General features: G+C 72.4%; 22 protein-coding genes and 1 riboswitch. Of the genes, 13 read left to right on the top strand and 9 right to left on the bottom strand.

The features are described from left to right. The first annotated feature begins 98 nt into the window (after positions 1-98). The 5 genes from LX83_RS01530 (at position 99) to LX83_RS01510 (ending at position 7,278) form a co-directional block, all read left to right on the top strand. The gene (locus LX83_RS01530; RefSeq protein WP_253766126.1) at positions 99-1,892 is read left to right on the top strand and encodes a gamma-glutamyltransferase family protein; all 1,794 of its coding nucleotides are present in this window, start codon (positions 99-101) and stop codon (positions 1,890-1,892) included. A 217-nt stretch (positions 1,893-2,109) separates the two neighbouring features. Then, the gene (locus LX83_RS01525; RefSeq protein WP_253766123.1) at positions 2,110-3,774 is read left to right on the top strand and encodes an ABC transporter substrate-binding protein; all 1,665 of its coding nucleotides are present in this window, start codon (positions 2,110-2,112) and stop codon (positions 3,772-3,774) included. A gap of 3 nt (positions 3,775-3,777) precedes the next feature. After that, positions 3,778-4,734, top strand: coding sequence for an ABC transporter permease (locus LX83_RS01520; protein ID WP_253766121.1), 957 nt, complete (start codon positions 3,778-3,780; stop codon positions 4,732-4,734). Continuing rightward, positions 4,731-5,606, top strand: coding sequence for an ABC transporter permease (locus tag LX83_RS01515; protein ID WP_253766119.1), 876 nt, complete (start codon positions 4,731-4,733; stop codon positions 5,604-5,606). Before LX83_RS01520 ends, LX83_RS01515 begins: the two co-directional genes overlap by 4 nt. 10 nt (positions 5,607-5,616) lie before the next feature. After that, the gene (locus LX83_RS01510) at positions 5,617-7,278 is read left to right on the top strand and encodes a dipeptide ABC transporter ATP-binding protein (RefSeq protein WP_253766117.1); all 1,662 of its coding nucleotides are present in this window, start codon (positions 5,617-5,619) and stop codon (positions 7,276-7,278) included. Between the two features lie 65 nt (positions 7,279-7,343). Here the strand turns inward: LX83_RS01510 and LX83_RS01505 are convergent, their stop codons facing one another. Beyond that, positions 7,344-9,089, bottom strand: coding sequence for a discoidin domain-containing protein (locus tag LX83_RS01505; RefSeq protein ID WP_253766115.1), 1,746 nt, complete (start codon positions 9,087-9,089; stop codon positions 7,344-7,346). A gap of 429 nt (positions 9,090-9,518) precedes the next feature. Between LX83_RS01505 and LX83_RS01500 the strand changes: the two genes are divergently transcribed. From LX83_RS01500 to LX83_RS01490, 3 genes are all read left to right on the top strand, one after another. Then, on the top strand, positions 9,519-10,388 hold the full coding sequence (locus LX83_RS01500) for a DUF1996 domain-containing protein (protein ID WP_253766113.1): 870 nt from the start codon (positions 9,519-9,521) through the stop codon (positions 10,386-10,388). A 110-nt stretch (positions 10,389-10,498) separates the two neighbouring features. Next, positions 10,499-11,095, top strand: coding sequence for a TetR/AcrR family transcriptional regulator (locus tag LX83_RS01495; RefSeq protein WP_253766111.1), 597 nt, complete (start codon positions 10,499-10,501; stop codon positions 11,093-11,095). Positions 11,096-11,168: 73 nt separating this feature from the next. Beyond that, positions 11,169-11,981 carry an SDR family oxidoreductase gene (locus LX83_RS01490; RefSeq protein ID WP_253766109.1) on the top strand — a complete coding sequence of 271 codons (813 nt, stop codon included), beginning with the start codon at positions 11,169-11,171 and terminating at the stop codon, positions 11,979-11,981. A gap of 80 nt (positions 11,982-12,061) precedes the next feature. On the opposite strand, the gene LX83_RS01485 is transcribed toward LX83_RS01490, so the two are convergent. Then, positions 12,062-13,024, bottom strand: coding sequence for an endonuclease/exonuclease/phosphatase family protein (locus tag LX83_RS01485; RefSeq protein ID WP_253766107.1), 963 nt, complete (start codon positions 13,022-13,024; stop codon positions 12,062-12,064). A gap of 131 nt (positions 13,025-13,155) precedes the next feature. Between LX83_RS01485 and LX83_RS01480 the strand changes: the two genes are divergently transcribed. Beyond that, positions 13,156-13,689, top strand: a complete 534-nt coding sequence (locus LX83_RS01480; protein WP_253766105.1) for an SRPBCC family protein — start codon at positions 13,156-13,158, stop codon at positions 13,687-13,689. Between the two features lie 39 nt (positions 13,690-13,728). Here the strand turns inward: LX83_RS01480 and LX83_RS01475 are convergent, their stop codons facing one another. Then, positions 13,729-14,412 carry a TetR family transcriptional regulator gene (locus LX83_RS01475; RefSeq protein WP_253766103.1) on the bottom strand — a complete coding sequence of 228 codons (684 nt, stop codon included), beginning with the start codon at positions 14,410-14,412 and terminating at the stop codon, positions 13,729-13,731. Positions 14,413-14,619: 207 nt separating this feature from the next. Between LX83_RS01475 and LX83_RS01470 the strand changes: the two genes are divergently transcribed. Together LX83_RS01470 and LX83_RS01465 are read left to right on the top strand one after the other, a co-directional pair. Further along, positions 14,620-15,150 (top strand): PadR family transcriptional regulator, encoded by a 531-nt coding sequence (locus LX83_RS01470; protein ID WP_253766102.1) that lies wholly within the window; start codon positions 14,620-14,622, stop codon positions 15,148-15,150. After that, positions 15,147-16,373 (top strand): cytochrome P450, encoded by a 1,227-nt coding sequence (locus LX83_RS01465; protein ID WP_253766100.1) that lies wholly within the window; start codon positions 15,147-15,149, stop codon positions 16,371-16,373. The genes LX83_RS01470 and LX83_RS01465 overlap by 4 nt, the downstream gene beginning before the upstream one ends. Before the next feature lie 51 nt (positions 16,374-16,424). On the opposite strand, the gene LX83_RS01460 is transcribed toward LX83_RS01465, so the two are convergent. Both LX83_RS01460 and LX83_RS01455 read right to left on the bottom strand, forming a co-directional pair. After that, positions 16,425-16,883, bottom strand: coding sequence for a MarR family winged helix-turn-helix transcriptional regulator (locus LX83_RS01460; RefSeq protein WP_253766098.1), 459 nt, complete (start codon positions 16,881-16,883; stop codon positions 16,425-16,427). Between the two features lie 74 nt (positions 16,884-16,957). Beyond that, complete coding sequence (locus LX83_RS01455) at positions 16,958-17,929, bottom strand: CPBP family intramembrane glutamic endopeptidase (RefSeq protein WP_253766096.1); 972 nt, start codon at positions 17,927-17,929, stop codon at positions 16,958-16,960. Between the two features lie 136 nt (positions 17,930-18,065). Between LX83_RS01455 and LX83_RS01450 the strand changes: the two genes are divergently transcribed. Then, positions 18,066-19,307, top strand: coding sequence for a sensor histidine kinase (locus tag LX83_RS01450; RefSeq protein WP_253766094.1), 1,242 nt, complete (start codon positions 18,066-18,068; stop codon positions 19,305-19,307). Then, a complete protein-coding gene (locus LX83_RS01445) occupies positions 19,304-20,014 on the top strand; it encodes a response regulator (protein WP_253766092.1) in 711 nt (236 codons plus the stop codon). Before LX83_RS01450 ends, LX83_RS01445 begins: the two co-directional genes overlap by 4 nt. A 76-nt stretch (positions 20,015-20,090) precedes the next feature. Here LX83_RS01445 and LX83_RS01440 read toward each other — a convergent pair whose 3' ends face one another. The 4 genes from LX83_RS01440 to LX83_RS01425 form a co-directional block, all read right to left on the bottom strand. After that, on the bottom strand, positions 20,091-20,663 hold the full coding sequence (locus LX83_RS01440; RefSeq protein WP_253766090.1) for a TetR/AcrR family transcriptional regulator: 573 nt from the start codon (positions 20,661-20,663) through the stop codon (positions 20,091-20,093). A gap of 115 nt (positions 20,664-20,778) precedes the next feature. Then, positions 20,779-20,949, bottom strand: a complete 171-nt coding sequence (locus LX83_RS01435) for a PEP-utilizing enzyme (protein WP_253766088.1) — start codon at positions 20,947-20,949, stop codon at positions 20,779-20,781. A gap of 50 nt (positions 20,950-20,999) precedes the next feature. Beyond that, a complete protein-coding gene (locus LX83_RS01430; RefSeq protein ID WP_253766086.1) occupies positions 21,000-21,683 on the bottom strand; it encodes a hypothetical protein in 684 nt (227 codons plus the stop codon). Positions 21,684-21,986: 303 nt separating this feature from the next. Beyond that, positions 21,987-23,633 (bottom strand): glutamate--tRNA ligase, encoded by a 1,647-nt coding sequence (locus LX83_RS01425; protein ID WP_253766084.1) that lies wholly within the window; start codon positions 23,631-23,633, stop codon positions 21,987-21,989. 782 nt (positions 23,634-24,415) lie between these two features. Beyond that, positions 24,416-24,493: riboswitch (S-adenosyl-L-homocysteine riboswitch) on the top strand. Positions 24,494-24,507 lie beyond the last annotated feature (14 nt).

The raw sequence follows: 24,507 nt of genomic DNA, 5'->3' as shown, positions 1-24,507 counted from the left end.
TCGATAGCGACTGGCTATCGGGATGGTGTCACAGATGTTTTGGACGTGCGGCAGGGTGGCGGTGTTTACTTCCCAACCACGCCGGGGAAAGGACCAGGTTGTTCACCACTCGACCGACTCTTCAGGGCACGTTCGGCATGGTGTCGTCCACCCACTGGCTCGCCTCGTCCACGGCGATGGCGGTGCTGGAGGACGGCGGCAACGCCTACGACGCCGCTGTCGCCGCCGGCTTCGTGCTGCACGTGGCCGAGCCGCACCTCAACGGTCCGGCCGGCGAGGTGCCGATCATCATCGCGCCCCGGGGTGGCCGGCCGCAGGTGCTGTCCGGACAGGGCCCGGCCCCGGCCGGCGCCACGATCGAGCACTACACCGGGCTGGGCCTGGACCTGGTGCCCGGCACCGGTCCACTGGCCTCGGCCGTGCCCTCGGCGTTCGACACCTGGATGCTGCTGCTGCGCGACCACGGCACCAAGCGGCTGGCCGACGTGCTCAAGTACGCCATCGGCTACGCCGAGAACGGTGCTCCCGCGGTCGAGCGGATCGGCGCCACCGTGGAGACGGTGCGCGAGCTGTTCGAGACCGAGTGGACCAGCTCCGCCGAGATCTACCTGCGCGACGGGAAAGCCCCGGCCCCCGGCGCCCTGCTGCGCAACCCGGCGTTGGCCGCCACCTGGCGGCGGGTCATCGCCGAGGCCGAGGCCGCCGGTGCCGACCGGGAGGCGCAGATCGAGGCCGCGCGCCGGGTGTGGCGGGAGGGCTTCATCGCCGAGGCCCTGGTCGCGGCGGCGGCCACCCCCACCATGGACAGCTCGGGGGAGCGGCACACCGGCACCCTCACCGGTGACGACCTGGCCGCGTTCCAGGCCGGCTACGAGGAGCCGGCCAGCTACACCTGGAACGGCTGGACGGTGTGCAAGGCCGGCCTGTGGAGCCAGGGCCCGACCTTCCTCCAGCAGCTGGCGCTGCTGCCGGACAGCCTGGACTACGGCACGCCCGAGTACGTGCACACCCTGATCGAGGGCACCAAGCTGGCCATGGCCGACCGGGAGGCCTGGTACGGCGACAGCACCCAGGTGCGGCTGGACGCGCTGCTGTCGGCCGACTACAACGCGGCCCGGCGCGCCCTGATCGGTGAACAGGCCTCCCACGAGCTGCGGCCGGGCAGCCCGGACGGGCTGGAACCGCGGCTGAGCCGGCAGGTGCGCCAGATCATCGACGGCAACGTGCCGGCGCCGCCGACGCCCACCGCGGGCCTGGGGGAGCCGACCGTGGCCAAGGACGGCTCGACCCGGGGCGACACCTGCCACCTCGACGTGGTCGACCGCTGGGGCAACATGATCGCGGCCACGCCCAGCGGCGGCTGGCTGCAGTCCAACCCGGTGGTGCCCGAACTCGGCTTCCCGCTGGGCACCCGGTTGCAGATGTGCTGGCTCGACCACGGCCTGCCCAACTCGCTGACCCCGGGGCGGCGGCCCCGCACCACGCTCTCGCCCTCGCTGGCGCTGCGCGACGGCGAGCCGGTGCTGGCCTTCGGCACGCCCGGCGGCGACCAGCAGGACCAGTGGAGCGTGCACTTCTTCCTCGCCGTCGTGCTGCGCGAGCAGGTGCGCGGCGGATTCGACTTACAGGGTTCGATCGACGCGCCGAACTGGCACAGCGAAAGCTTCCCGAGTTCGTTCTACCCCCGCGCGATGCGGCCGGGCGGGGTCACCGTGGAATCGCGGATCGGCGACGATGTCATCGCTGAACTCCGGCGGCGCGGGCACGACGTGACCGTGGGCGAGCCGTGGTCCGAGGGCCGGCTCTGCGCGGTCTCCCGCGATCCGGAGACAGGAGTTCTCGCAGCTGGGGCGAACCCCCGGGGCATGCAGGGCTATGCCGTGGGCCGGTAGCGCGGTGTAACGACACCACCCGCCGCCGGTGTGGCGAACCACCGTCCGAAGAAAAGAACCGGGCGGTGGTTCGCCACCCTTTTGGTAGTACCCGGTGTATTTTCGTGGTCATTTCGGGGAGTCTCGGGATTAACAGTCCGAAACCCTGGTGACATCAATTCGGGACCACCGGTTACTAGCATTCAGATCGCTCAGACAAATGCGGCGGGAGTGGTTCATGTTGTTCCGGCTATTCCGATTACCAGGCCGTGCCCGACGGCTGCCGGCGCTCGCCGGCGCGGTGGTGGCGGCGACGGCCGCGCTCACCGCCTGCGTCCCGGTCCAGCACGTGACCAGCACGGCCACCCACGTCGACGACTACGGAACCCCGGTCGGCGACCGACCGGTGCGCTCCGGCGGCGAGCTGGTGATGGGGCTGTCGTCCGAGCCGGACCGGCTGGACCCGACCACGTCCAGCTCGCTGTACACGCGCTACGTGATGAGCGCGATCTGCGAGAAGCTCTACGACCTGGACCAGGACGGGCAGATCGTGCCGCAGCTGGCCACCGCCCTGCCGACGATCTCCGCGGACGGCCGCACCGTGACCATCCCGGTGCGCACCGGGATCGTGTTCGCCGACGGCACCCCGTTCGACGCGGAGGCCGTGCGCGCCAGCCTGCAACGGCACCTCAGCATGACCAGCTCGCAGCGGGCCAGCGAGATGGGGCCGATCGCGAGCATCGAGGCCGTCGGCGACAGCCAGGTGAGCATCCACTACAAGCGGCCGTTCGCGCCGATCACCGCCGCGCTCGCGGACCGGGCCGGCATGATCATGTCGCCGACCGCGCTGGCCGAGAAGGCGGAGAACTTCGGTGACGCGCCGGTGTGCGTCGGCCCGTTCAAGTTCGCCGAACGGGTGCCGCAGACCGCGATCAAGGTCGTCCGCGACCCGCGGTACTACGACGCGGCCCAGGTGCACCTGGACGCGATCACCTACCGGATCATGCCGGACGCGAACATCCGCGCGGCCAACCTGCGCTCCGGGGACGTCCAGGTCGCCGACACCATCTCCCCGCAGGACGTGGACGCGCTCGTGCGCGACCCGGACCTGCGGGTGCTGCAGGCCGGGTCACTGGGCTACCAGGGCGTCACGATCAACATCGGCAACACCGAGGGCGTGGGCAAACCCGTCCACCAGATCGACACCCCACTGGCCCGCGACCCGAGGATCAGGGCGGCCTTCTCCGCGGCCATCGACCGGCAGGCCCTGGTCAACACGGTCTTCAACGACTGGTACGAGCCGGCCTGCTCGCCCGTGGCGCCGCAGAGCCCGTACGCCTCGCCGGCCAGCGACGCCTGCCCCGCGTTCGACCCGCAGCGCTCCCGGCAGCTGCTCGCCGAGGCCGGGGTGCCGGTGCCGTTCACCGTGACCATGCAGGTGTCCAACTCCCAGGACCAGCTCCGCTTCGCCCAGGCGTTGCAGGCCAGCGTGGCCGAGGGCGGCTTCGACCTGCGCATCGTCCCGGTCGAGTACTCCACCCTGCTGGACGTGCAGAAGCGCGGCGACTTCGAGGCGGTGCAGCTGGGCTGGTCCGGGCGCATCGACCCGGACGCCAACACCTCGCGCTTCCTGGCCACCGGCGCGGGCGGCAACTACAGCGGGTACTCCTCGCCGGAGCTGGACGACCTGCTGAGCAGGGCCGCCCAGGTGACCGACGTGGCCCAGCGCACCGAGCTGTACGGGCAGGCCGTGGCGCTGGTGCAGCGGGACAACCCGATCGTCTACACCTACCGGGTCCGCAACCTGACCGTCCACTCCGGACAGGTCACCGGGGTGCGGGTCTTCTCCGACGGGGTGGTCCGGCTCGGCAGGGCCGCGTTCGTCAGCGACCAGGAGGGCTGAACCGTGGGACGCTATCTCCTGCACCGGCTGTGGCAGTCCGCCCTCACCCTGGTGCTCGCCTCGGTCGTGGTGTTCGTCGGGGTGCGCGCGCTGCCGGGCGACCCGGCCCAGGCCATGGCCGGCGAGGAGGCCGACCCGGCCACCGTCGAGGCGATCCGCGCCCAGCTCGGGCTGGACAGGTCCCTGCCCGAGCAGTACCTCAGGTTCGCCGGCCAGCTGCTGTCCGGTGACCTCGGCACGTCGGTGCGCACCGGCACCCCGGTCAGCGACATGATCGGCGCCACCCTGCCGGTGACGCTGCAACTCGCGGTGTACGCCATGGTCATCGCCATCCTGCTGGGCATGTCCGCCGGTGTGCTCGCGGCCGTGTTCCGGGGCCGCTGGCCGGAGTGGGCCGCCAACGGCCTGTCCCTGGTCACGCTGTCCGTGCCCACGTTCTGGCTGGGCATCCTCGCCGTGCTGTACCTGTCGGTGCGGCTGGGCTGGTTCCCCGCCTCCGGCTACGTCTCCCCGTTCGAACACCCGCTGCGCGGCCTGTACTACCTGACGCTGCCCGCGCTGATCCTGGGCCTGTCGCACACCGCCGTGGTGCAGCGGCAGACCCGGGCCTCGATGGTGGAGACGCTCACCGCCGACTTCGTGCGCACGGCCCGCGCCAAGGGCCTCGGCCGGGCGGCCGTGGTGTTCCGCTACGGGCTGCGCAACAGCCTGATCGTGGTGACCACGATCGTCGGCCTGCAACTGGGCGGCCTGATCGCCGGCGCCGTGGTCACCGAGCGGATCTTCAGCCTGCCCGGCATCGGCAAGCTGACCCTGGACTCGGTGTTCACCCGGGACTACCCGGTGATCCAGGCCGTCGTGCTGGTGGTCACCACCGCCTACATCGTGATCAACCTGCTGGTCGACCTGTTGTACACGGTGATCGACCCGCGCATGCGAGTGTCCGGGAGGGCGCGATGACCACCGCCGCCGAAACCCCTGTGCCCGCGCTGGGCCGCTCCCGGGGCCGGGTGCTGCGCCGCCTGGCCCGCAACCGGATGGCCCTGATCGGCGGGGCACTGCTGGTCGTCGTGGTGGCGGCCGGCGTGTTCGCCCCGTGGCTGGCCCCCTACCCGCCGACCGAGGTGCACTTCAGCACGCCGTTCCAACGGCCGCTCACGGTCGGCTTCGCCCTTGGCACCGACGACCTCGGCCGCGACCTGCTGTCCCGGGTGCTGCACGGCACGCGGGTCTCCCTCCAGGTCGGACTGTTGTCGGTGCTGCTCGCGGTGGTGGTGGGCGTGCCGCTGGGGCTGCTGTCCGGGTACTGGCGCTGGCTGGACGCGGTGGTGTCCCGGCTGGTCGACCTCATGCTCGCGTTCCCGTTCCTCATCGTCGCGGTGGGGCTGGCCGCCATCAACGGCGGCGGGCTCGGCAACGCCGCGATCGCCCTGGGCATCGCGCACGTGCCCACCATGGTCCGGGTGGTCCGCGCGGAGACCCTGCGGTTCAAGGACAGCGACTTCGTGCTCGCCGCGCACGCGATGGACGCCGGCCCGTGGCGCGTGCTCGGCCAGCACGTGCTGCCCAACGCGCTGTCCACGATCATCGTGCAGGCCACGGTGATCATGCCGGCCGCCGTGCTCGGCGAGGCCGTCCTGTCCTTCCTCGGCCTCGGCATCCAGCCGCCCGACCCGAGCCTGGGCATCATGCTCTCCGACGCCCAGCAGTACCTGCTGCGCACGCCGTGGCCGGGCGTGTTCCCCGGGGTGGCGATCGCGTTGATCTGCCTGGGTTTCAACCTGTTCGGCGATGCCCTGCGGGACGCGCTCGACCCGAAGTCCGGCAGCTGAGGAGACGACGATGACCAGTTCCGACAAGCAGCCGCTGCTGGAGATCGACGACCTGGAGGTGTCCTTCGGCAGCGGTGCCGCCGCGGTGGCGGCGGTGCGCGGGGTCAGCTTCCGGCTGATGCCGGGCGAGCGGGTCGCGGTGGTCGGCGAGTCCGGCTCGGGCAAGTCCACCACGGCGCACGCGGTGCTGGGCCTGCTGCCCGGCACCGGCCGGGTCACCGGCGGGCGAATCCTGTTGCGGGGCGAGGACATCACCCACGCCGACGAGAAGCGGCTGCGGCGGCTGCGCGGCCGGGAGGTCGGCCTGGTGCCGCAGGACCCGATGGCCAACCTCAACCCGGTGGCGCGGGTGGGCCGGCAGGTCGCGGAAACCCTGATGGCGCACGGTGTCGCCAGCCGGCGGGAGGCCGCGGCCAGGACGGTGGAGCTGCTGGCCGAGGCCGGGCTGCCCGAACCGCGCCGCCGGGCCAGGCAGTACCCGCACGAGTTCTCCGGCGGCATGCGCCAGCGCGTGCTGATCGCCATCGGCCTGGCCTGCCGGCCCGAGCTGCTGATCGCCGACGAGCCGACCTCGGCGCTGGACGTGACCGTGCAGCAGCAGATCCTCGACCACCTGGACCGGCTGACCCGGGAACTGGGCACCGCGCTGCTGCTGGTCACCCACGACCTCGGCCTGGCGGCCGACCGGGCCGACCAGGTGATCGTGATGTCCCAGGGCCGGGTGGTGGAGGCGGGCCCGGCGCGGACCGTGCTCACCGACCCGCGTCACGAGTACACCCGCAAGCTGGTGGCCGCGGCCCCGTCCCTGGCCACCGCCAGGACGCGCGAGGCGGTGACCGTGACCGCGCCGGCCGGCCGAGCCACGGCCACGGCGGGGGAGGGCGAGCCGGCGCGGCCGGTGCTGGAGGTCGACCGGATCGCCAAGGAGTACCGGGTGCGCGGCCGCGGCGGCGTGCTGCGGGCCGTGGACGACGTGTCGTTCACCGTGGCCGAGGGCCGCACCCTGGCCATCGTCGGCGAGTCGGGCTCGGGCAAGACCACCACCGCGCGCATGGTGCTGGGGCTCGTGCCGGTGACCAGCGGGAGCATCCGGCTGGGCGGCGAGGACGTGTCCGGTCTGCGCGGCGCGCGGCGGCGGGCGGCCCGGCGCAGCATGCAGCCGGTGTTCCAGGACCCCTACGCCTCGCTGGACCCGATGTTCACGGTGGAGCGGCTGATCAGCGAGCCGCTGCGGATCTTCCGCGTGGGCGACCGGGCCAGCCGCCGGGCCAGGGTGGCCGAGCTGCTGGACCACGTGGCACTGCCCGCCTCGGTGGCCCACCGCTACCCCAACGAGCTGTCCGGCGGCCAGCGCCAGCGGGTGGCCATCGCCCGCGCGCTGGCGCTGGGGCCCCGGCTGGTCGTCTGCGACGAGGCGGTGTCCGCTTTGGACGTTCTCGTGCAGGACCAGATCCTGCGGCTGCTGGACACGCTGCAACGGGACCTCGGGCTGAGCTACCTGTTCATCTCGCACGACCTCGCCGTGGTCCGGTCCATCGCGCACGACGTGGTGGTGATGCGCCACGGCCGGGTGGTCGAACAGGGACCGGTCGAGCGGGTGCTGAGCACCCCGGCCGAGCCCTACACCCGACAGCTGCTGGACGCGATCCCCGGCAGCGGTGTGCTCGGCTGACTCGGTGGCGAGCGGAGCGGGTGCCGAGTCGCGCGGCCCGGCACCCGTCACCGTCCGATGTGGACCTACTGGTACACCCGCACGTAGTCGACCACCATGTCCTGCGGCAGCACCGTGCCCGCTCCCGGCGGGCCCGGCCAGTCACCGCCGACCGCGTTGTTCAGGATGATGAAGAACGGGTGGTCGTAGACCCACGGGCCGCGGGTCGTCTCCAGCTGGTCCCGGTTGACGGTGAAGAAGCCGTTGCCGTCCACGCTGAACGCCAGGTGGCTGGCGTCCCACTCCACCGCGAACACGTGGAACCCGGCGTTGACGTGCACGCCGAACTCCAGCGGCTGGCCGTAGCCGCCGCCCCCGAAGTAGGCGGGTGCGTGCAGCGTCGAGTACGTGCGGGTCGGCTCCTTGCCGACGTGCTCCATGATGTCGATCTCACCGCAGTTGGGCCACGGGGTCCTGGTGTCGAAGAAGTTGCTGCCCAGCAACCAGAACGCCGGCCACAGCCCCGGGGTGCTGGACACCTTGATCCGCGCCTCGACCCGCCCGTAGGTGAAGTCGAACCTGCCGTGCGTGTTCAGCCGGCCCGAGGTGTACTGGCAGGTGGTGCTGCCGCTGACCGGGTCGACCGGGCAGGACGAGCCGGGGGTCACCTCCCGCCGCGCCTGGATGACCAGGTTGCCGTTGCCGTCCAGAGTGGCGTTGCGGTTGTTGGTGTAGTACTGGAGTTCGTTGTTCACGCCGGGCCCGATCTCCGGCGTCCACTTGCTCGGGTCCGGCGTGGCGCCGCTGGGGCCGGTGAACTCGTCGCCCCACACCAGGGTGCCGGGGAAGTGCGGCGCGGGTGGCTGCGCCGGCGGCGTGACCGGATTGCCACCGGTGCCGTAGACCTGGAACTCCCACAGCGAGTAGCCGTAGCCGTTGGACCGCTGGGTGCCGTACATCCGCACGTAGCGGCCGGTGCCCGACACGGTGAGCGTCTCCTTGAACCCCCGGCCCGAGGTGGTCGAGTAGATGCCGCGCCAGTCGGTGTTGTTGTCGGAGACCTGGATCTGGTAGGCGGTCGCGTAGGCCGGGTCCCACTGCAACACGACCCGGGAGATCGTCGCGGTCGCGCCCAGGTCCACCGCGATCCAGCCCGGGTCGACCCACCCGGTCGTCGAACTGGTCGCCCAGCGGGTGGCCGGGTCGAGGTCGAACGCCTTGGCCGGGGCGCAGCCGCCGCAGTTCGCGTCGTCCTGGCTGCTGGACGCGGTGCCGGGTTTTCCGTAGGACAGCAGCCGGTCCGGCCCGGGTGTGCCGCCGGCGGTGCCGTAGACCTGGAACTCCCACAGCGAGTACCCGTACTGCGTGGCCCGCCTGGTCAGGTTCAGCCGCACGTACCGGCCGCTGCCGCTGATCGGCAGCACCTGGCTGCCGCCGGTCCCCGAGGTGGTGGTGTGCACCGTGGTCCACGCCGAGCCGTCGGCCGAGACCTGGACGGTGAACGCGGTGGCGTAGGCGGCCTCCCAGGTCAGCCGCACCTCGTCGAGGCTGGCGGTGCCGCCGAGGTCGACCTGGAGCCACTGGGCGTCGGAGAACTGGCTCGACCACCGGGTGCCGGCGTCGCCGTCCACCGCCGCAGCCGCCGGGAAGGCGGCCGACTCGGTCGAGGACGCGGTCACCGGGCGGTGCTGCGACAGCAGGGTGCCGGCCGCGACCGCCTGGCCGGGTGGGCCGATCGCCGACACCAGACCGACCAGCAGGCCGGTGATCGCGAGGAGGGGGGACAGCCGGCGGCGACGCCACCGGCGCGGTTGGGGCGGAGCCGTTGTCATGCACTGCTCCTTTGCGGTGCGTGAAGCGGACAGGGCGACAGGCCGCCGACGCGGCAGCGGGGAAAGGGGAGAGAAGTGATGCGGGACCAGCGCCTGGGAAAGCGGTGTGTGAGAGCGCTCTCTCGGTGTCAGTAGGGTGCAGCGCACGCCACCGGCTGTCAAGAAGCCGAGGCGGACCGCCCTTGATCGATCCGCGTTCCGCGCTCCTGCCGAGGAACCCCGCGGTGTCGGGAAAGCGCTTGCACGTTCCGCGGTGCCCGAGGGGACCGCTACTCCCTCCGGAGTCCCCGGTGGGCCGGGATGGACCAGCCGCAAGCCCTTGCGCCACCGCCGCGTTGACGGCCGGCGTGAGCCGCGCCATGCTCTCGGTGAGAGCGCTCTCTCGCATTCCGTGTTCGACCACACGACAGCGGAGGGAGTTCGTCTTCAATGGTGAAGAAACTGACGAGGTGGCGCGGTGTCGCGCGGATCGGGCTGGCGGCCGCGCTCGTCGGCGCCACGATCACCGGTGGTCTGACCGCGACCAGCGAGCGGGCGCAGGCCGAGCCGGTGCGGGTGGCCGAGTTCCTGGCCGAGTGCGCGCTCAGCCACCGCCTGCCGGACGACCCGATCGTGCTGCCCGGGCTCGCCGGCGCCTCCCACTCGCACGACTTCTTCGGCAACACGTCCACCAACGCCCACTCGAACTACCAGAGCCTGCTCGGGGCGACCGGCAACTGCAACCCGGTGGTAGACCTGTCGTCGTACTGGGTGCCCACCCTCTACAACGGGGACACCGTGATCGCGCCGACCGGCATCACGTTCTACTACCTCGGCGAGGGGGTGAACAACCCGGCCGCGATCAGGCCGCTGCCGGTGGGGTTGAAGATCGTCGCCGGCAACGCCAGGGCCACCGGCGACGCCGACAGCAGCGCGCGCTGGTCCTGCCTGCACCACGGTGAGGTCAACCCGTCGAAGGACTTCGTGGTCTGCCCGGCCGACTCCATGCTGGAGACCTATTTGGACTTTCCCCAGTGCTGGAACGGCAGGGACCTCGACTCGGCCGACCACCAGAGCCACATGAGCACTCCGGTGGCCGGCGCCTGCCCTGCCTCGCACCCGGTGCCGGTGCCGAAGCTGCGCATGGTGTTGCGCTACCCGGTGACCGGCAGCACCGCGCGGATGCGCCTGGCGTCCGGGCCCGGCTACACCATGCACGGTGACTTCATCAACGTGTGGCCGGCCGCCGAGATGCAGCGGCGGGTCAGCAACTGCATCAACGTCGTCCTCAAGTGCGACCACGGCGGCAACCACGGATGAGCGTCCCGCGCACCGCGGGCCCCGCCGGCCGGTGCGCCGCCGAGGTGGGCGAAGAACATGAACGGAGGTCAACCTTGCACTGAGTCCAAGTTTCTTCTAGGGTGGGTGGTGTGAGCGGCGAGGACGAGCTGGGCCTGCGGGAGCGCAAGAAGCTCCAGACGTGGCGGACCATCCGGGCCGCGGCGCTGCGGTTGTTCAACGAGCGGGGCTTCGAGGCGGTGAGCGTCGACGACGTCGCCGCCGCCGCCAACGTCTCGCGCAGCACGCTGTTCAACTACTTCAGCAGCAAGGAAGCCCTGGTGTTCGACCCGGACCCGCAGGAGACCCAGGCGTGGCGCGAGCTGATGCGGGACCGGCCGGCCGACGAGCCGCTGTGGACGTCGCTGCAGGAGATCCTGATCGGCTACCTGTCCCTGATGGCCGACCGGATGGCGATCCAGAAGCGGCTCAAGGCGACCTCGCCAACGCTGGCCCAGTCCGCACACGACTCGGCCGACCGGTTCAACGCCGAGTTGTCGGACTGGGTGGCGGCCCGCACGCCCGAAGCGCGGCGGGTGCGCGCCACCCTGCTGGTCAACAGCGCTCGGGCGGTGTTGGTCACGGCCTACGCGGCGTGGTCGCCGGACGAGGGTTTCGACCGCTTCCTGCGGCTCGTGCGGGACTGCTTCGCGCAGGCCGGTCGCGGCTTCGCCGCGGACCAGTCCTGACCCTGCCGCTCACCACCACCCACCGGTCCACCTGGCTGCGCCGCGAGCCGCGGTGCGGGAAGGACACGTCCTCATGAGCAAGACCTGGTTCATCACCGGCACGTCGCGGGGCTTTGGTCGCAGTTGGACACAGGCCGCCCTCAAGCGGGGTGACCGGGTCGCCGCCACCGCCCGCGACGTGTCGACGCTCCAGGACCTCGTCGACAGCCACGGTGACGCGATCCTGCCGATCACGCTCGACGTCACCGACCGGGCCGCGGCCTTCGCCGCCGTGCGGCAGGCGCACGAGCACTTCGGCCGGCTCGACGTCGTGGTCAACAACGCCGGCTACGGCCACTTCGGTTTCGTCGAGGAGGTCAGCGAAACCGAGGCCAGGGACCAGATCGAGACCAATCTGTTCGGCGCGCTGTGGGTGACCCAGGCGGCGGTCCCGCTGCTGCGCGAGCAGGGCGCGGGCCACATCCTCCAGGTCTCCAGCATCGGTGGCGTCGGTGCCTTCCCCGGCCTCGGCCTCTACCACGCGTCCAAGTGGGGCCTGGAGGGTTTCTCCGAGGCGCTCTCCCACGAGGTCGCGCCGTTCGGCGTCAAGGTCACCATCATCGAGCCGGGCGGCTACGCCACCGACTGGTCCACCGACTCGGCGGTGCGCTCCGCGGCCAACCCCGCCTACCAGCCGCTGCGCGAGGCCAGGGCCGCGCAACTGGCGAACGTCCAGCGACCCGGGCCGGAGGCCACCGACGCGGCGATCCTCGCCGTGGTGGACTCGGACAACCCGCCGCTGCGCCTGCTGCTGTCCGGCACGGCCTACGACATCGCGCAGGGGCTGTACGCGAACCGGTTGCAGACCTGGGCCGAGTGGGAGGACGTCACCCGCGCGGCCGGCTGAGCCAGCCGGACGTGGGCGCCGCGGATTGCCCTCCGGTGGCGCCCACGGTCACGCCGCCGCTGTCGGCCGGCGCGGTGTCCTCAGACCGTCGGCAGCTGCACCGTCATCCACATGGGACGGTGGTCGGAGGACTGGACCGGCGCGGTCGGCAGGTCGCAGGAGTGCGTGCTGCCCGGGTTGGTGAACAGGTAGTCGATCTTGACGGTGTCGCTGTCGTCGTGCGGCTCGCTCTCGTAGTGGGTGCCGGGTCCGGTCCGCGGTGAGTTCTGGTCGGCCTGCGCGCACTCGACGAACGAGTCGTAGACGGGCACGAGCCCACCCGAGGTCGCCGTGCCCGGCGGGCGGAGGTTGAGGTCGCCGCCGAAGATCACCCGGAACCGGGACGGCCAGACGAACGACTGGTACGCCGCGACCTGCTGGGCCCGGAAGCTGCCGGTCGGGTCGTCACCGCCGTAGCTGAAGTGGGCGTTGCACAGCTTGACCCACCACGAGTCCACCGTCGCGCACAGGGCCACCCGCCACTCGGCGCCCTCGGCCGAGGGCAGGTACCTCGCCTCCCACCAGGTGTTCTCATCGGGCACCGCCAGGGCGATCCCGTAGTCCCCTCGGCCGCGCACGCACTGCTTGTTGGGCGCGGCCGCCGGGTCGCTGCCCTTCTTGATCTTGATGGGCGCGAACCGCACGTCCCAGCCGTACCCGTAGTAGGCCTCCAGCTGGGTTTCCAGCGGCTTGGCGAAGGAACGGCAGAACTCCTGGATGATCGCGGCGTCCATGGGTGCGCCGTGGTTGAGCATGTGCCACCGGACCGTCGCGATCAGGCCGTCGGGGTTCTCGTAGTACTTGCACGCGCTGTTGTTCCCGCAGGCGTTCCAGGTCATCACCCGGACCGTCCGCGCCGGGACCGCCGAGGCGCCCGCCGTTGGCCCGGGGTCGGCGGTGGGTGCGGCGGCCACTGGTGGCGCGGCGCTGGCCGGTGGTCCGGCAACGACCAGGAGGGCCATGAGCAACGCCAGCACCGCCGCGACCGAGGGATGTCGTGCCATCGCCACTTCCTCCATTGTCGTTAACTGTCAACCAAGTAGCGAAAGATCCTGCCAGAATTGCACATGACTGTCACCGGCCCTGGCGGACTAGGTTGGTCGGCAGACGCTGTCTGGAGGAAAGGGGGCGGGCGGTGCGCTTCGCGGACGGACCGACGACCGAGTGCGCGGTGCGGGTAGCGGCCGGGGTGGCCCGGGTGTGGGAGCTGGTCACCGACATCGAGCTGCCCGCCCGGTTCAGCCCGGAACTCCAGCGGGTGCGGTGGCTGGACGGCGCCGACCGGCCGGTGCTCGGGGCCCGCTTCGAGGGCCACAACCACCACGCGGTGCTCGGGGACTGGCGAACCGTCTCCCACGTGGTCGAACTGGACGCGCCACGGGCGTTCGGCTGGGTCGTGGTCGATCCGGACAACCGCTTCGGCGAGCCGCTGCCCGACCCGGAGGCCTCGATCGCGCGCTGGCGGTTCGACCTCCAACCGTGCGACGACGGCACCACCCTGCTGCGCCACACCGTGCGGATCGGCCCGGCGCGCTCCGGGCTCACCCTGGCGATCGAGCGCAGGCCAGCCGATGAGGAGCAGCTGGTCGCCACGCGGCTGGACAGCCTGCGCGCCGGCATGCGCGAGACGCTGCGCGGCATCAAGGCGCTCGCCGAGCAGGCCGGGTAGCCGGTCCGCCGCCCGGCTGGTCCGCACCGGACGGCGCGGTCAGGCCGGGGTGACCGGGGTCAGCCAGAGTCCCACGATCGCGTCGACCAGCCCGGTGGCGGTCGCCTGCCAGGTCGGGTGCGCGGTGGGGCCGCCCTCGTGCAGGGCCCGCTCGCGTTCCGCGCACGTGTGCACGATGAGCTGGCGGCTCATGGCGCCGCGTTCCGCGTGCACGTGCTCGGGCAGCGCGGGCAGCAGCTGGCACAACCCGTCCACCACCTGCCCCATGGTCGGCGACGCGGCGGCGTTGTCCACCATGACCCGGCGCAGTGCCGGCTCGATGTCGGCCTGGGCCAGAAACCGCGCGTACCAGCTGGGGTGGCCGAGGTCGGCCAGGTGATCGGTGAGCGGCTGGACCAGGCAGCGAATCCAGTCGTGCAGCTGGGACGTGGTGTCGAGACCGGCGAGCATGGCGGCCCGCCGCCGCTCGATCGGCGCGGCGTGCCGGCGCAGGATCGCCACGACGAGTTCGGTCCTGCTGCCGAAGTGGTAGCCGACCGCGGAGTTGTTCGCCTGGCCGGCCGCCGCACCGATCTGCCGGTTGGACACCGGGCTCATCCCGCGCTCGGCGAACAGGCGCTCGGCCGCGGTCAGGATCGCCTCCCTGGTCTCGGCGCTGCGCTCGGTCACCGCGGCGCTGGCCGCTGAGCCGTCCTGGGCGGTGTCGCCGCTCTCGATGGTCATGGGCGCCTCCGGTGCTGGCGGGAACACCGACCAGCTAAGTCGGGTGTCTTATTCAAGGTTGACCGGTCCGGGCGGGCGGGATTGCCCGATTGGTCGTCCGCTGGGCGTTTTTTCAGCGATGCTAAGGAACATTCGAGGGCGGTCGAGGTGGATGTGCTGCCGATTGCTCCTAGATCATCAGCACGCCATCAGGTTAGCCTGACCTAGATGTGGACCGACGTCCTGCTGCTCGCGAACCTGGCCACCCAGCCGGCGCACGGCTATGAACTGCGTCAGCGAGTGGAGCGGACCAGCGGGTACGCCCTGTCGAACAACTCGCTCTACCCCGCGCTGCACCGGTTCTTCGAAGCCGGGGCGGTCACCAGGACCGCCCAGCCCCAGGAGGGCCGGCCGGCCCGGCACGTCTACGCCATCACCGACGTCGGCCGGGAGCTGCTGCACGACCTGCTCGCCGAACTGCCCGACGAACTGGCCGCGGACGAGGCGGAGTTCCTGGCGCGGGTGGCCCACTTCGACCGGCTGACCCCGGCCGAGCGGCTCGGGGTGCTGGACGCGCGCGACCGGGCGCTGTCGGCCCGGCGCACCCGGCTGCACGGGCTGGCCCGGACCGCGCCGGCCGAGGGGTGGGCCCGCGTGGTGCTCGACCACGTGCTGCGCCGCACCCACGCCGAGCAGCACTGGGTGAGCGCGCTGCGCGCCCGGGCGACACCACCACCGAGGGAGGAGCAATCCCGATGACCACCGTCACCGCGAGCACCGACCAGGCACCACAACTGCCCTTCGACCGGCCCAACGTGCTGGAGATCGCCCCGCTCTACGCGGTGCTGCGCCGCCAGGCGCCACTGACCAGGGTGCGCACCCCCGCCGGTGACCCGGCCTGGCTGGTGACCCGCTTCGAGGAGGCGCGGGCGCTCTTCGCCGACCCGAGGCTGGGGCGGTCGCACCCGGAACCGGAGAACGCCTCGATCGTGTCGGACGCCGCCGTGATCAACGGTCCGACCGGTGACTACACCACCGAACAGGCCGAGCACACCCGGATGCGGTCGCTGCTGGTCCCGGCGTTCTCGGCGAGCCGGATGCGCCGCCTGGCCGACCACGTCCAGGAACTCACCGAGGGCTGCCTGGACGCCATGGCCTCGGCCAGGGCCAGCGCCCCGGACCAGCCGGTCGACCTGCACGAGCACCTGTCGTTCCCGCTGCCCGTGCTGGTGATCTGCGAGCTGCTCGGGGTGCCCTTCGCCGACCGGGAGTACTTCCACGGGCTGTCCGACCGGGTCGGCCGGATGAACTCCGGGGGCGACGCCAAGGCGGCCATGGCCGAGTTCCAGCGCTACATGGGCGCGCTGGCCGAGGCCAAGCGGGCGAACCCGGGTGAGGACGTGGTGTCCGACCTGGTCCGGGCCCAGCGCGACGACCCCGCGCTCACCGACGACGAGCTGACCAGGCTCGCCGCCGGCCTGCTGTTCGCCGGGCACGAGACCACCGTCAACCGCATCGACCTGGGTGTGCTGATGCTGCTCGCCGACCTGGACCGGCGGGACGCGTTCCTGGCCGACCCCGAGGGGCTGGCCAGGCAGACCGTTGAGGAGATCCTGCGGCTGTCCGCGCCCGGCGGCCTGGCCCTGCTCCGCTACGCCCACGAGGACATCGAGATCAGCGGGCAGCTGATCAGGCGGGGCGAGGCGGTGATGATCTCCTCGGGCGCGGCCAACCGGGACCCGTCGGTGTTCCCCGAGGCCGAGCGGTTCGACCCGTCCCGCAGCCCCAACATCCACCTGTCGTTCGGCCACGGCGCGCACTTCTGCATCGGCGCCAGCCTGGCCCGCACCGAACTGCGGGTGGTGTTCTCGTCGCTGTTCCGCAGGTTCCCCACCCTGCGGCTGGCCGTGCCGGTCGACGAGCTGACGATCCGCGCGGACCGGGTGACCGGTGGGGTGACCGCGGTGCCGGTGACCTGGTGAGGTGAGCGGCCGCGGCTCGGGCCGGCAGCGCCGGTCCCGGGCCGCACGCGGTCAGTGGTGCCGCGCGTGGTGGTTGAGCAGCCGGGCCAGCAACAGGGTCAACTGGTCGCGCTCGGCCGAGGTGAGCGGGGCGAGCAGGTCCTCCTGCACCCGGTCCAGTTGTTTGTCCAGCCGGCGCAGCTGCCGCCGGCCGGTGGGGGTGATGGTGATGACGTTGCGCCGCCGGTCGGTCGGGTCGGGGGCGCGCACCACCAGCTTGCGGTCGGCGAGTTCGTTGATCGCGGCCACCATGTCGCTGAGGTGGATGCCGGTGCGGCGGCCCAGGGCGGCCTGACTGGCCGGCCCGAACTCGTCCAGCGTCGCCAGCAGCCGGTAGTGGTAGCCGCGGGCGTCGACGGCGGCCAGCCCGTTGGCCACCAGCCGATGGGCGTGCGCGGCGGTCTGGGTCATCAGCCAGCTCGGCAGACCCGTCAACCGGGTGGGAGCCACATCCTCGGCCGGCGTCTCCATGCGGCCAGTCTAACAACCCCTCATCGGTGCTCCCGCCGATCCACATCGTTGTTGGTGCGGCGAATGTTCCCTTTCTAAACATTTGATCCCCTAATGGCTTGGTCTCGGGCGGGGCGCTGTCCCGGAGTGGGCTGGACGCCCTCGCCGACCGGCTGGCCGGTACCCGCCGGTGCGGCGGCGGCGCGCGGTGTGAGCCGCCGGCCGAGCACGATCCAGCCGCCGAGCAGGGCCATGGGCACGGCGGGCAGCCAGGTCAGAGTGGTGCTGTCCAGGCCGCCGCCGTCCCCGAGCAGGAGCCCCACCAGCAGCGAGAGGACCATGTTGTTGCCGGCATGGGCGAGGCTGGCCACCCACACCGTGCCACTGTGGACGTACAGCGTGGCGAGCAGGATCTCCTGGCAGCAGAAGGACACCGTCCAGACCAGCAGGCCCACCGCGGTGTTGGCGAAGCTGATGTAGCCCAGGAACGCCAACGGGTAGTGCCACAGCGCCCAGATCAGCGCGGTCACCAGCACGGACACCAGCGGTCGGCCGGAGGCCACGCGGGGACGCAGGTAACTGGTCCAGCCGAACTCCTCACCCCAGTAGACCGGTGTGAGCAGCACGACCACGCCCAGCAGCAGCGGCACGACCGCCCACCCGGGCAGCCCGGGCACCAGACCGTCCAGAAGGGACAGATCAGGGCGGCACAGCCCGAGCGCCGTGGCGAGCGCCACGGTGGCGGCGGCGATCACCAGCGGCCCCAGCCAGGCGACCAGGTAGTGCGGCCAGGCGGTGCGCAGCCGAGGGCGCAGCCCGGCGTCGGCGAAACCCTCTTTGGTGACCCAGGCGCGCACCACCACGGCGGCGATCGCGGGCATCACCGCGAACGGCAGCTGCACCAGCGGGTTGACCAGCGACAGACCCGCGAGCCACGCACCCAGCATGCACAGCCAGGACCCGCCGAAGGTGATGGCGAGGAACACCAGCACCCCCGTGTTCCGCGAGGTCCCGGGTTGGTTGTCGGGGTGGCGGCTGGCCGCGCTGATTTCTCGTGGTTCGACCATGGCGAGCACTCTCGCCCCGGGTGGCGGCCGGGCACATCCCGGCGGTGGGGGAGATCCGCTCCCCGCACGGAGCCAGCCCGGATCTGGCTCTCCAGGGGGAGGCGGGCGGCCATTCCGCCCGGGCACACTGGCGGCCGTGTCGAAGCTGATCCGCCCACTGTTCCATGTGGACACCTACCGGGGCTGGTGCTGTGCGCTCGCCGGCGTGCTGCTGAGCCTGGTGCCACTGCTGGCCGCGGCGGCCGTGCTGGCCCCGCTGACTCGGGTCTGGTCGGCCGGGCCGCGCCTGCTGGGCTTCGCCGTGGTGTCCACCGCGCTGGTCGCGCTCGCCGGCGTGCCGCGCTCGGTGCGCAGGCGGTGCGTGCGCCTGGTCAACCGGGTGCTGCGCACCGGCCTGCCCGCGCCCGTTGACCTGCCGGAAACCGGCTGGCGCAACCGGTGGCGCACCGCCGCGTGGCTGCTGGCGCACGTCTGGCTCGGCTGGGCGGTGCTGGCCGGGACCGGGCTGCTGCTGATGGTCGCCGGCGTGCTCGTCGGCGTCTGGCTCGGCGGTGGCGACCGGATCGTGGTGTTCGGCCTGTCCGTCCAGCTGCCGGGCGGCTGGCTGGGCGCGTGGGTGCCGCTGGCGGCGCTCGCCGTCCTGCTGCTGGCCGGTCACGCCTGCGCGGCCGCCGCCGCCGGGTTCCGCGCACTCGCACCGGCCCTGCTCGGACCCGGGCCGGCGGAACGGCTCGCCGCGCTCCAGGACCAGATGCACCTGCTGTCCCAACGCAACCGGCTGGCCCAGGAACTGCACGACTCGGTGGGGCACACCCTCACCACCGCCACCATCCAGGCGGCCGTGGCGCGACAGACGCTGGACACCGACCCGGAGACGGCTCGGCGCGCGTTGAGCAGCATCGAGGAGTCCTCCCGCAGCGCGCTGGACGAACTCGACCACGTGCTCGGCGTGCTGCGCTCGGGCAAGGCCAGCACCGCACCCCGGCACACGCTCACCGACCTGGAGGTCCTGCTGGAGCGGGTGCGGCAGGCCGGCGCCGAGGTGCGCGCCGACCTCGACGAAGACCGGGCCCAACTGCCGGCCGTGGTGTCCAGGGAGGCCTACCGCGTTGTCCAGGAGGGACTGACCAACGCGCTGCGGCACGCCGGCCGGGAGCCGATCAGCCTGCGCGTGGCCGTCCAGGACGACTGGCTGGAACTGGAGCTGAGCAACCCCCTGCCGGCCGCCGGCGACGCGGGCCGCGCCGAGCGGCAGGGGCACGGCCTGGTGGGGATCGGCGAGCGGGTGCGGCTGCTGCGCGGTGAGGTCGAGGCCGGCCCGACCGCCGACGGCCACTGGCGGCTGCTGGCCCGGATGCCGTTACGGTCGACACCGTGACCGCCCCGCCCGTGCCCGCGCCGACCACAGCCGTACCGCCGGTGACCGTGCTCATCGCCGACGACGAGGAACTCACCCGCACCGGTCTGCGGGTGCTGCTGTCGGCCGAGCCCGACCTGGCGGTCGTGGGGGAGGCGGGCAACGGCGCGGAAGTGGTGCCCATGGTCGCCCGGCTGCGGCCCGACGTGGTGCTGATGGACGTGCGCATGCCCGTGCTGGACGGCATCGCGGCCACCCGCCGGCTGCGGTCCGAACTGGACAGTCCGCCGAAGGTCGTGGTGATCACCACGTTCGAGAGCGACGACCACGTCTACGACGCGCTGCGCGCCGGCGCGGACGGCTTCATCCTCAAACGGGCGCCGGCGCGGCAGATCGCGCACGCCATCCGGCTGGTGTCCGCCGGGGACTCGCTGCTCTTCCCCGACGCGGTGCGCCGAATGGTGGCGGCGCGGCCCCTGCCCGCGACCGGCGCGCTCGGTGGCCAGGTCCCGCTCACCGCCAGGGAGACCGAGATCCTCCGGCTGATGGCCACCGGACTGTCCAATCAGGACATCGCCGGCCAGCTCGTGGTCAGCCTGGAGACCGTCAAGACCCACGTGGGCAACGTGCTGGCCAAGCTGGGCGCGCAGAACCGCACCCAGGCGGTGGTCCTGGCCTACGAGTCCGGCCTGGTCGTGCCCGGCGCGGCCGGCCGGGCGGCGCTCTGACCAGCGCGCGACGAGGTGGACCGGGGCGGCCGCGGCGGTGGTGGGCCCAGCTGGCGGTGGCTCGGTCGGAGGTGGCTCAGCCGGCGTCCGCGGTGTGCGCGGCCAGCAGGTTCAGGACGCCGTCGACGGCCTGGTCGAACGGGGCGCTGTCGTTGGCGGCGCGGGCCAGCACGTAGCCGCCCTGGAGCACCGCGACGACGGTGGTGGCCGTGGCGGCGGGGTCGAGCGCGGCGGTCAGTTCACCGCGCTCCCGCCCCTCGGCCAGCACCTCGGCGATCCGCGTCCGCAGCCACGCGAAGGTGTCCTCGACCGGCTGGCGCAACACCGGGTCGGCCATCACGTCCGGGTCCTGGGTGAGCCGGCCGACCGGGCAGCCCCGGAGCACGTCGCGTTCCCGCCGCAGGTAGGCGGTGATCCGCTGGAGCGCGGTGCCGGGAGCGCGGAACCCCGCTTCGGCCGCGGCGCGCAGCTCCTCGGCGGTGCGCCGGATCGCGGCGAGCGCCAGGTCGGGCTTTCCGCTGAAGTGGTGGTACATGCTGCCCTGCCCGGCTCCGGCGCGCTGCTGGATGGCCTTGGGGCTGGTGCCGACGTACCCGCGCTCCCACAGCAGTTCGCGGGTGCTCTCGATGAGCCGTTCGGACGTGTTCACACCAGACAATGTACCCACTAGTCGGTACACGACCACTGCCTCAGCGGCCGGCCCGGTGTCCGCGCCGGCCGAACCGCCGCCACCTACTCGGCGTCCAAGGGCGCGATCGGCGCGCTCAGGCCGTGGACCGCAGGACGGTGACGGTGCCCCGGACGCCGTCCACCCGGACGCGGTCGCCGGTGGACAGGTTGGTGGTGGCGTTGCCGCAGCCGACCACCGCGGGGATGCCCAGCTCGCGGGCGACGATGGCGGCGTGCGAGAGCGGCGCGCCCACATCGGTGACCACCGCGGCGGCCCGGGGGAACAGCGGGGTCTAGCCGATGTTGGTCACCCTGGTCACCAGGACCTCGCCCGGCGGCAGCGCCTGCGCCTCATCCACTGTGGACACCACCCGGGCGGTGCCCTCGACCACGCCCACCGCGCCGGGAAAGCCGGTGACCGCCGCGGCCACCGGCCACCGTGCGCGGCGGTCGCGTCGTACCGGTCGGTGCGCCGGTGCGGGTCGGCCGCCCAGCGCTGCGGGTCGAACCGGCCGCGGATCAGCGTCGGGTACGGCGGCAGCGCGCGGTAGCGCTCGTAGCGCGCCCTGCGGCTCGGGACCGAGGCCAGCGGGGCCTCGTCGCCACCGAGCACGGCCAGGATCTCGTCGATGGACAGCAGGAACAGGTCATCGCCGCGGCCGGTGAGTTCGCCGGCGCGCACCACGAACGCCCGCAGCACCCAGAACCCGCGGGCGAACTCGGAGCGGGCGCGTTCCCGGGTCCGCGCCCTGGCCGCGGCGCGGTCGAGCTGCCGGTCGAGCCAGTCCGGGTCCTCCACCGGGCGGGGCGCGGAGATCTCGAACTCGTCGGGGCAGCGGTGGCCCCAGGCCCGGACGTAGCTGTCCCGGTCGATCTCGCCCCGCCGCAGCTGGGCCAGCCCCAGCACCGGACCGAGACTCACCAGCTCCGCGCCGGCGGCCTCGCGCAGCCCGGTCATCAGTGCGCTGGCGTCGTCCGCGCCCACCAGCCGGTTCAGCACCGGCCACAGCCGGTCCGGCCGAGGCGGGCGAGCGCGGCGGCCTCGCCACCCACCGTGGCGATGTCGGCCCGGGTGTCACCCAGCGACAGCACGAGCGGATCGTTGCTCATGGCTTCGCATGGTGGCAGCCGGCACCGGCACCGGTGCCGGTGCGGGAATCCGGAACACCCGCGTTCCGGTGTGACCCGACCGCCCCAGCGGCACGGTCCGGCAGACTGCCCACGCGCTTGCAGGCGGCCGGTGCGGTCGGGGCCGGCGGCACCACCACCGCCCCCGACCGGACAGGCACCGGAGTGCGGGGACTCAGGCCCCGGTCACCGCGCGCACCCGGCGCAGCACCTCGTCCGCGCCCAGTGCCCTGGCCACCTGGTACAGGTCAGGGCTGCGGGTGGAGCCGGTGAGGGTCACCCGGACGGCCTGCGAGGCCTCCCGGATCGAGCCCACGTAGGTGTCCGGGTTCTTCTTGTACTCCTTGACGCTGTTGGCGAAGCCGTGCCGCGCGGCGAGCGAGCGGATCTGGTCGAACCACTCCTGGGAGTCGTCGGACTCCCGGTAGCCGCTGGCGAAGTCGGCGAGGAACGCCGTGACCAGCTTCGGGTCCATGCCGCCGAAGCGCTCGTCCGCCGGGTCGGTGACCAGGCCGAACAGCTGCGGGAAGAAGAACCCGTACACCGGGCGGAAGTCCGACCACTTGCGCAGGTCCTTGCGCGGGTTGTCCACGCCCTCGCGCTCCACGGCCAGCGCCCGCAGCGCCAGCTCCCGCTCGGCGTCCAGCACCTGCCCGAGTTCCTGGTCGTAGCGGTCCGCCCAGGCGCGCACCGCGGCCAGGACGGTCTCGCCGGACAGCGTGGCGATGTGGTCCGCGCTGATGTCCTCCAGCTTGACCAGGTCGACCAGGGGACCGGCCACCCCGCACTCGGCCAGGTTGATCGGCTCGTCCAGCGCCTGGCGCAGCGGCAGCTCGGCGAGCCGGCCGTTGGCCAGGCCCCGCAGGTAGTACTGGACGGCCTCGGCCGGGTAGCCGGCCTCGACGTAGAAGTCGACCGACGCCTCGGGGTCCTTGCGCTTGGACAGCTTGCGCTTGCCGCCACCGGCCTGCTTCATCAGCGGCGCGATGTGCGCGTACTCGATCCGCTCGAAGCCCAGCGCGTCGAACAGCTGCAGGTGCAGCGGGACCGAGGAGATCCACTCCTCGCCGCGGATCACCAGGTTGACGCGCATCAGGTGGTCGTCGACCGCGTGCGCGAAGTGGTAGGTGGGCAGCCGGGGCTCCTGGTCGGAGGACTTCAGGATGACGGCGTCGTTGCGGTTGGCGTCGTGCTCCAGCTCACCGCGGATCGCGTCGGTGAACCGCACCCGCTCGCCCGGCTGGCCGGGAGAGCGGAACCGCACCACGTAGGGGTCACCCGCGGCCAGGCGCGCCTGGACCTCCTCGGCCGGTGCGTCGCGCCAGATGGCCCAGCGCCCGTAGTAGCCGGTGGGCAGCTTGGCGGCCTGCTGCTTGGCGGTGATCTCGGCCAGCTCCTCCTTGGTGGCGAAGCACAGGTACGCCTTGCCCTGGCGGAGCAGCTCCCGCACGTAGGTCAGGTAGATCTCGGAGCGCCGCGACTGGTGGTAGGGGCCGTAGGCGCCGGTGCCCTCGGCCTCGTCCGGCTGGATGGCGAAGTAGTCGAAGGCCCGCTCGAACTGCTCGACAGCGCCCTCGACCTCGCGGGTCTGGTCGGTGTCCTCCACCCGCACCAGGTAGGTGCCGCCGGACCGGTGCGCGACGTCCCGGTCGATCATGCCCACGTAGATCCCGCCGATGTGCATGAACCCGGTTGGCGACGGACCGATCCGGGTGACCTTCGCGCCCTCGGGCAGCTGGCGCGGTGGGTAGCGCTGCTCCCAGTGCCCTGGCTCGGGCAGGTCGGCCGGGAACAGCGCGTCGATGGTGGCTCGGTCGGACATGGGCGAAGATCTCCAACAAACCTGGGGAACGGACACGTGAGGCTATCGATCGCGCTGGGTGGGCGTCGCAGGTGGGAGGCGTGGCCGGGCTCGGCGGCGCTGGTCCGGCGGCCCGCGCCGGCCGATCGGGCACCCCGCTGCCACGCCTGTCATGTCCCAAATAGTGGACGCGCCGGTGGCGGGTGGCTAACCGCGTCACGCGGCCGGGCCATTCCATCCGGGGGCCCGGTCGAATCGCCCGGCCGTATTTCCCCCGACGGTGGGAACGAATGCGCTCCGATGGGTTCCCCCGGAATTCGGGATGGGGAATTCCCGGAATTCCGCGCGGGTGTGCCCGCCGGCCGGGGAAAGGGTGGCCCGCCGTGTTTCCCGGTCGCGCTGGCCAGTGGGGGCGGACAGTGCGGGTGGCCGGTGCCGGCCGGCGCCGCTGGCCGTGGCGCGTGGGGAACGGGCTGGTCAGCCGGGCTCACCGCGGCTGGGGGAGCGGAGCGGGGCGGCGGCCGCGGTGCCCGACTCCGCACGGGGTGGACCGGCCTGGCCGGGTGGACGCTTGTCACCCGTGGAGGTTTCCGGGTGCTCCCCTCTCCCGCTCGGGAAATGACCGGCGGCCGGTTTCGGCTCCCGGCGGCCGGGCCGGCGGCAGCCCCGGATCGGGTGCGGGCGAGCCCGGTCGATTACCGTGCGGTACGCGGTGCGGGAATGCGCGGGCCGCGGTCAGTGCGACCGGGAAAGCGCGGTGCGCGCTTCACGCGCGCGTTTTCTTTCCGGTATCGTGACAAGCCCAGGTCGAGAGGCGCTGCAACGGACTCCGGTCCGCCACGCTCGGGCTGGAGTTCAGTGACCAAGGGCGCCTCCCAGACACTTCGGGAGGTGG

The organism is Goodfellowiella coeruleoviolacea (genome assembly GCF_024171785.1).
Classification (GTDB): domain Bacteria; phylum Actinomycetota; class Actinomycetes; order Mycobacteriales; family Pseudonocardiaceae; genus Goodfellowiella; species Goodfellowiella coeruleoviolacea.
This window is presented reverse-complemented; position numbering and strand designations above follow the sequence as displayed.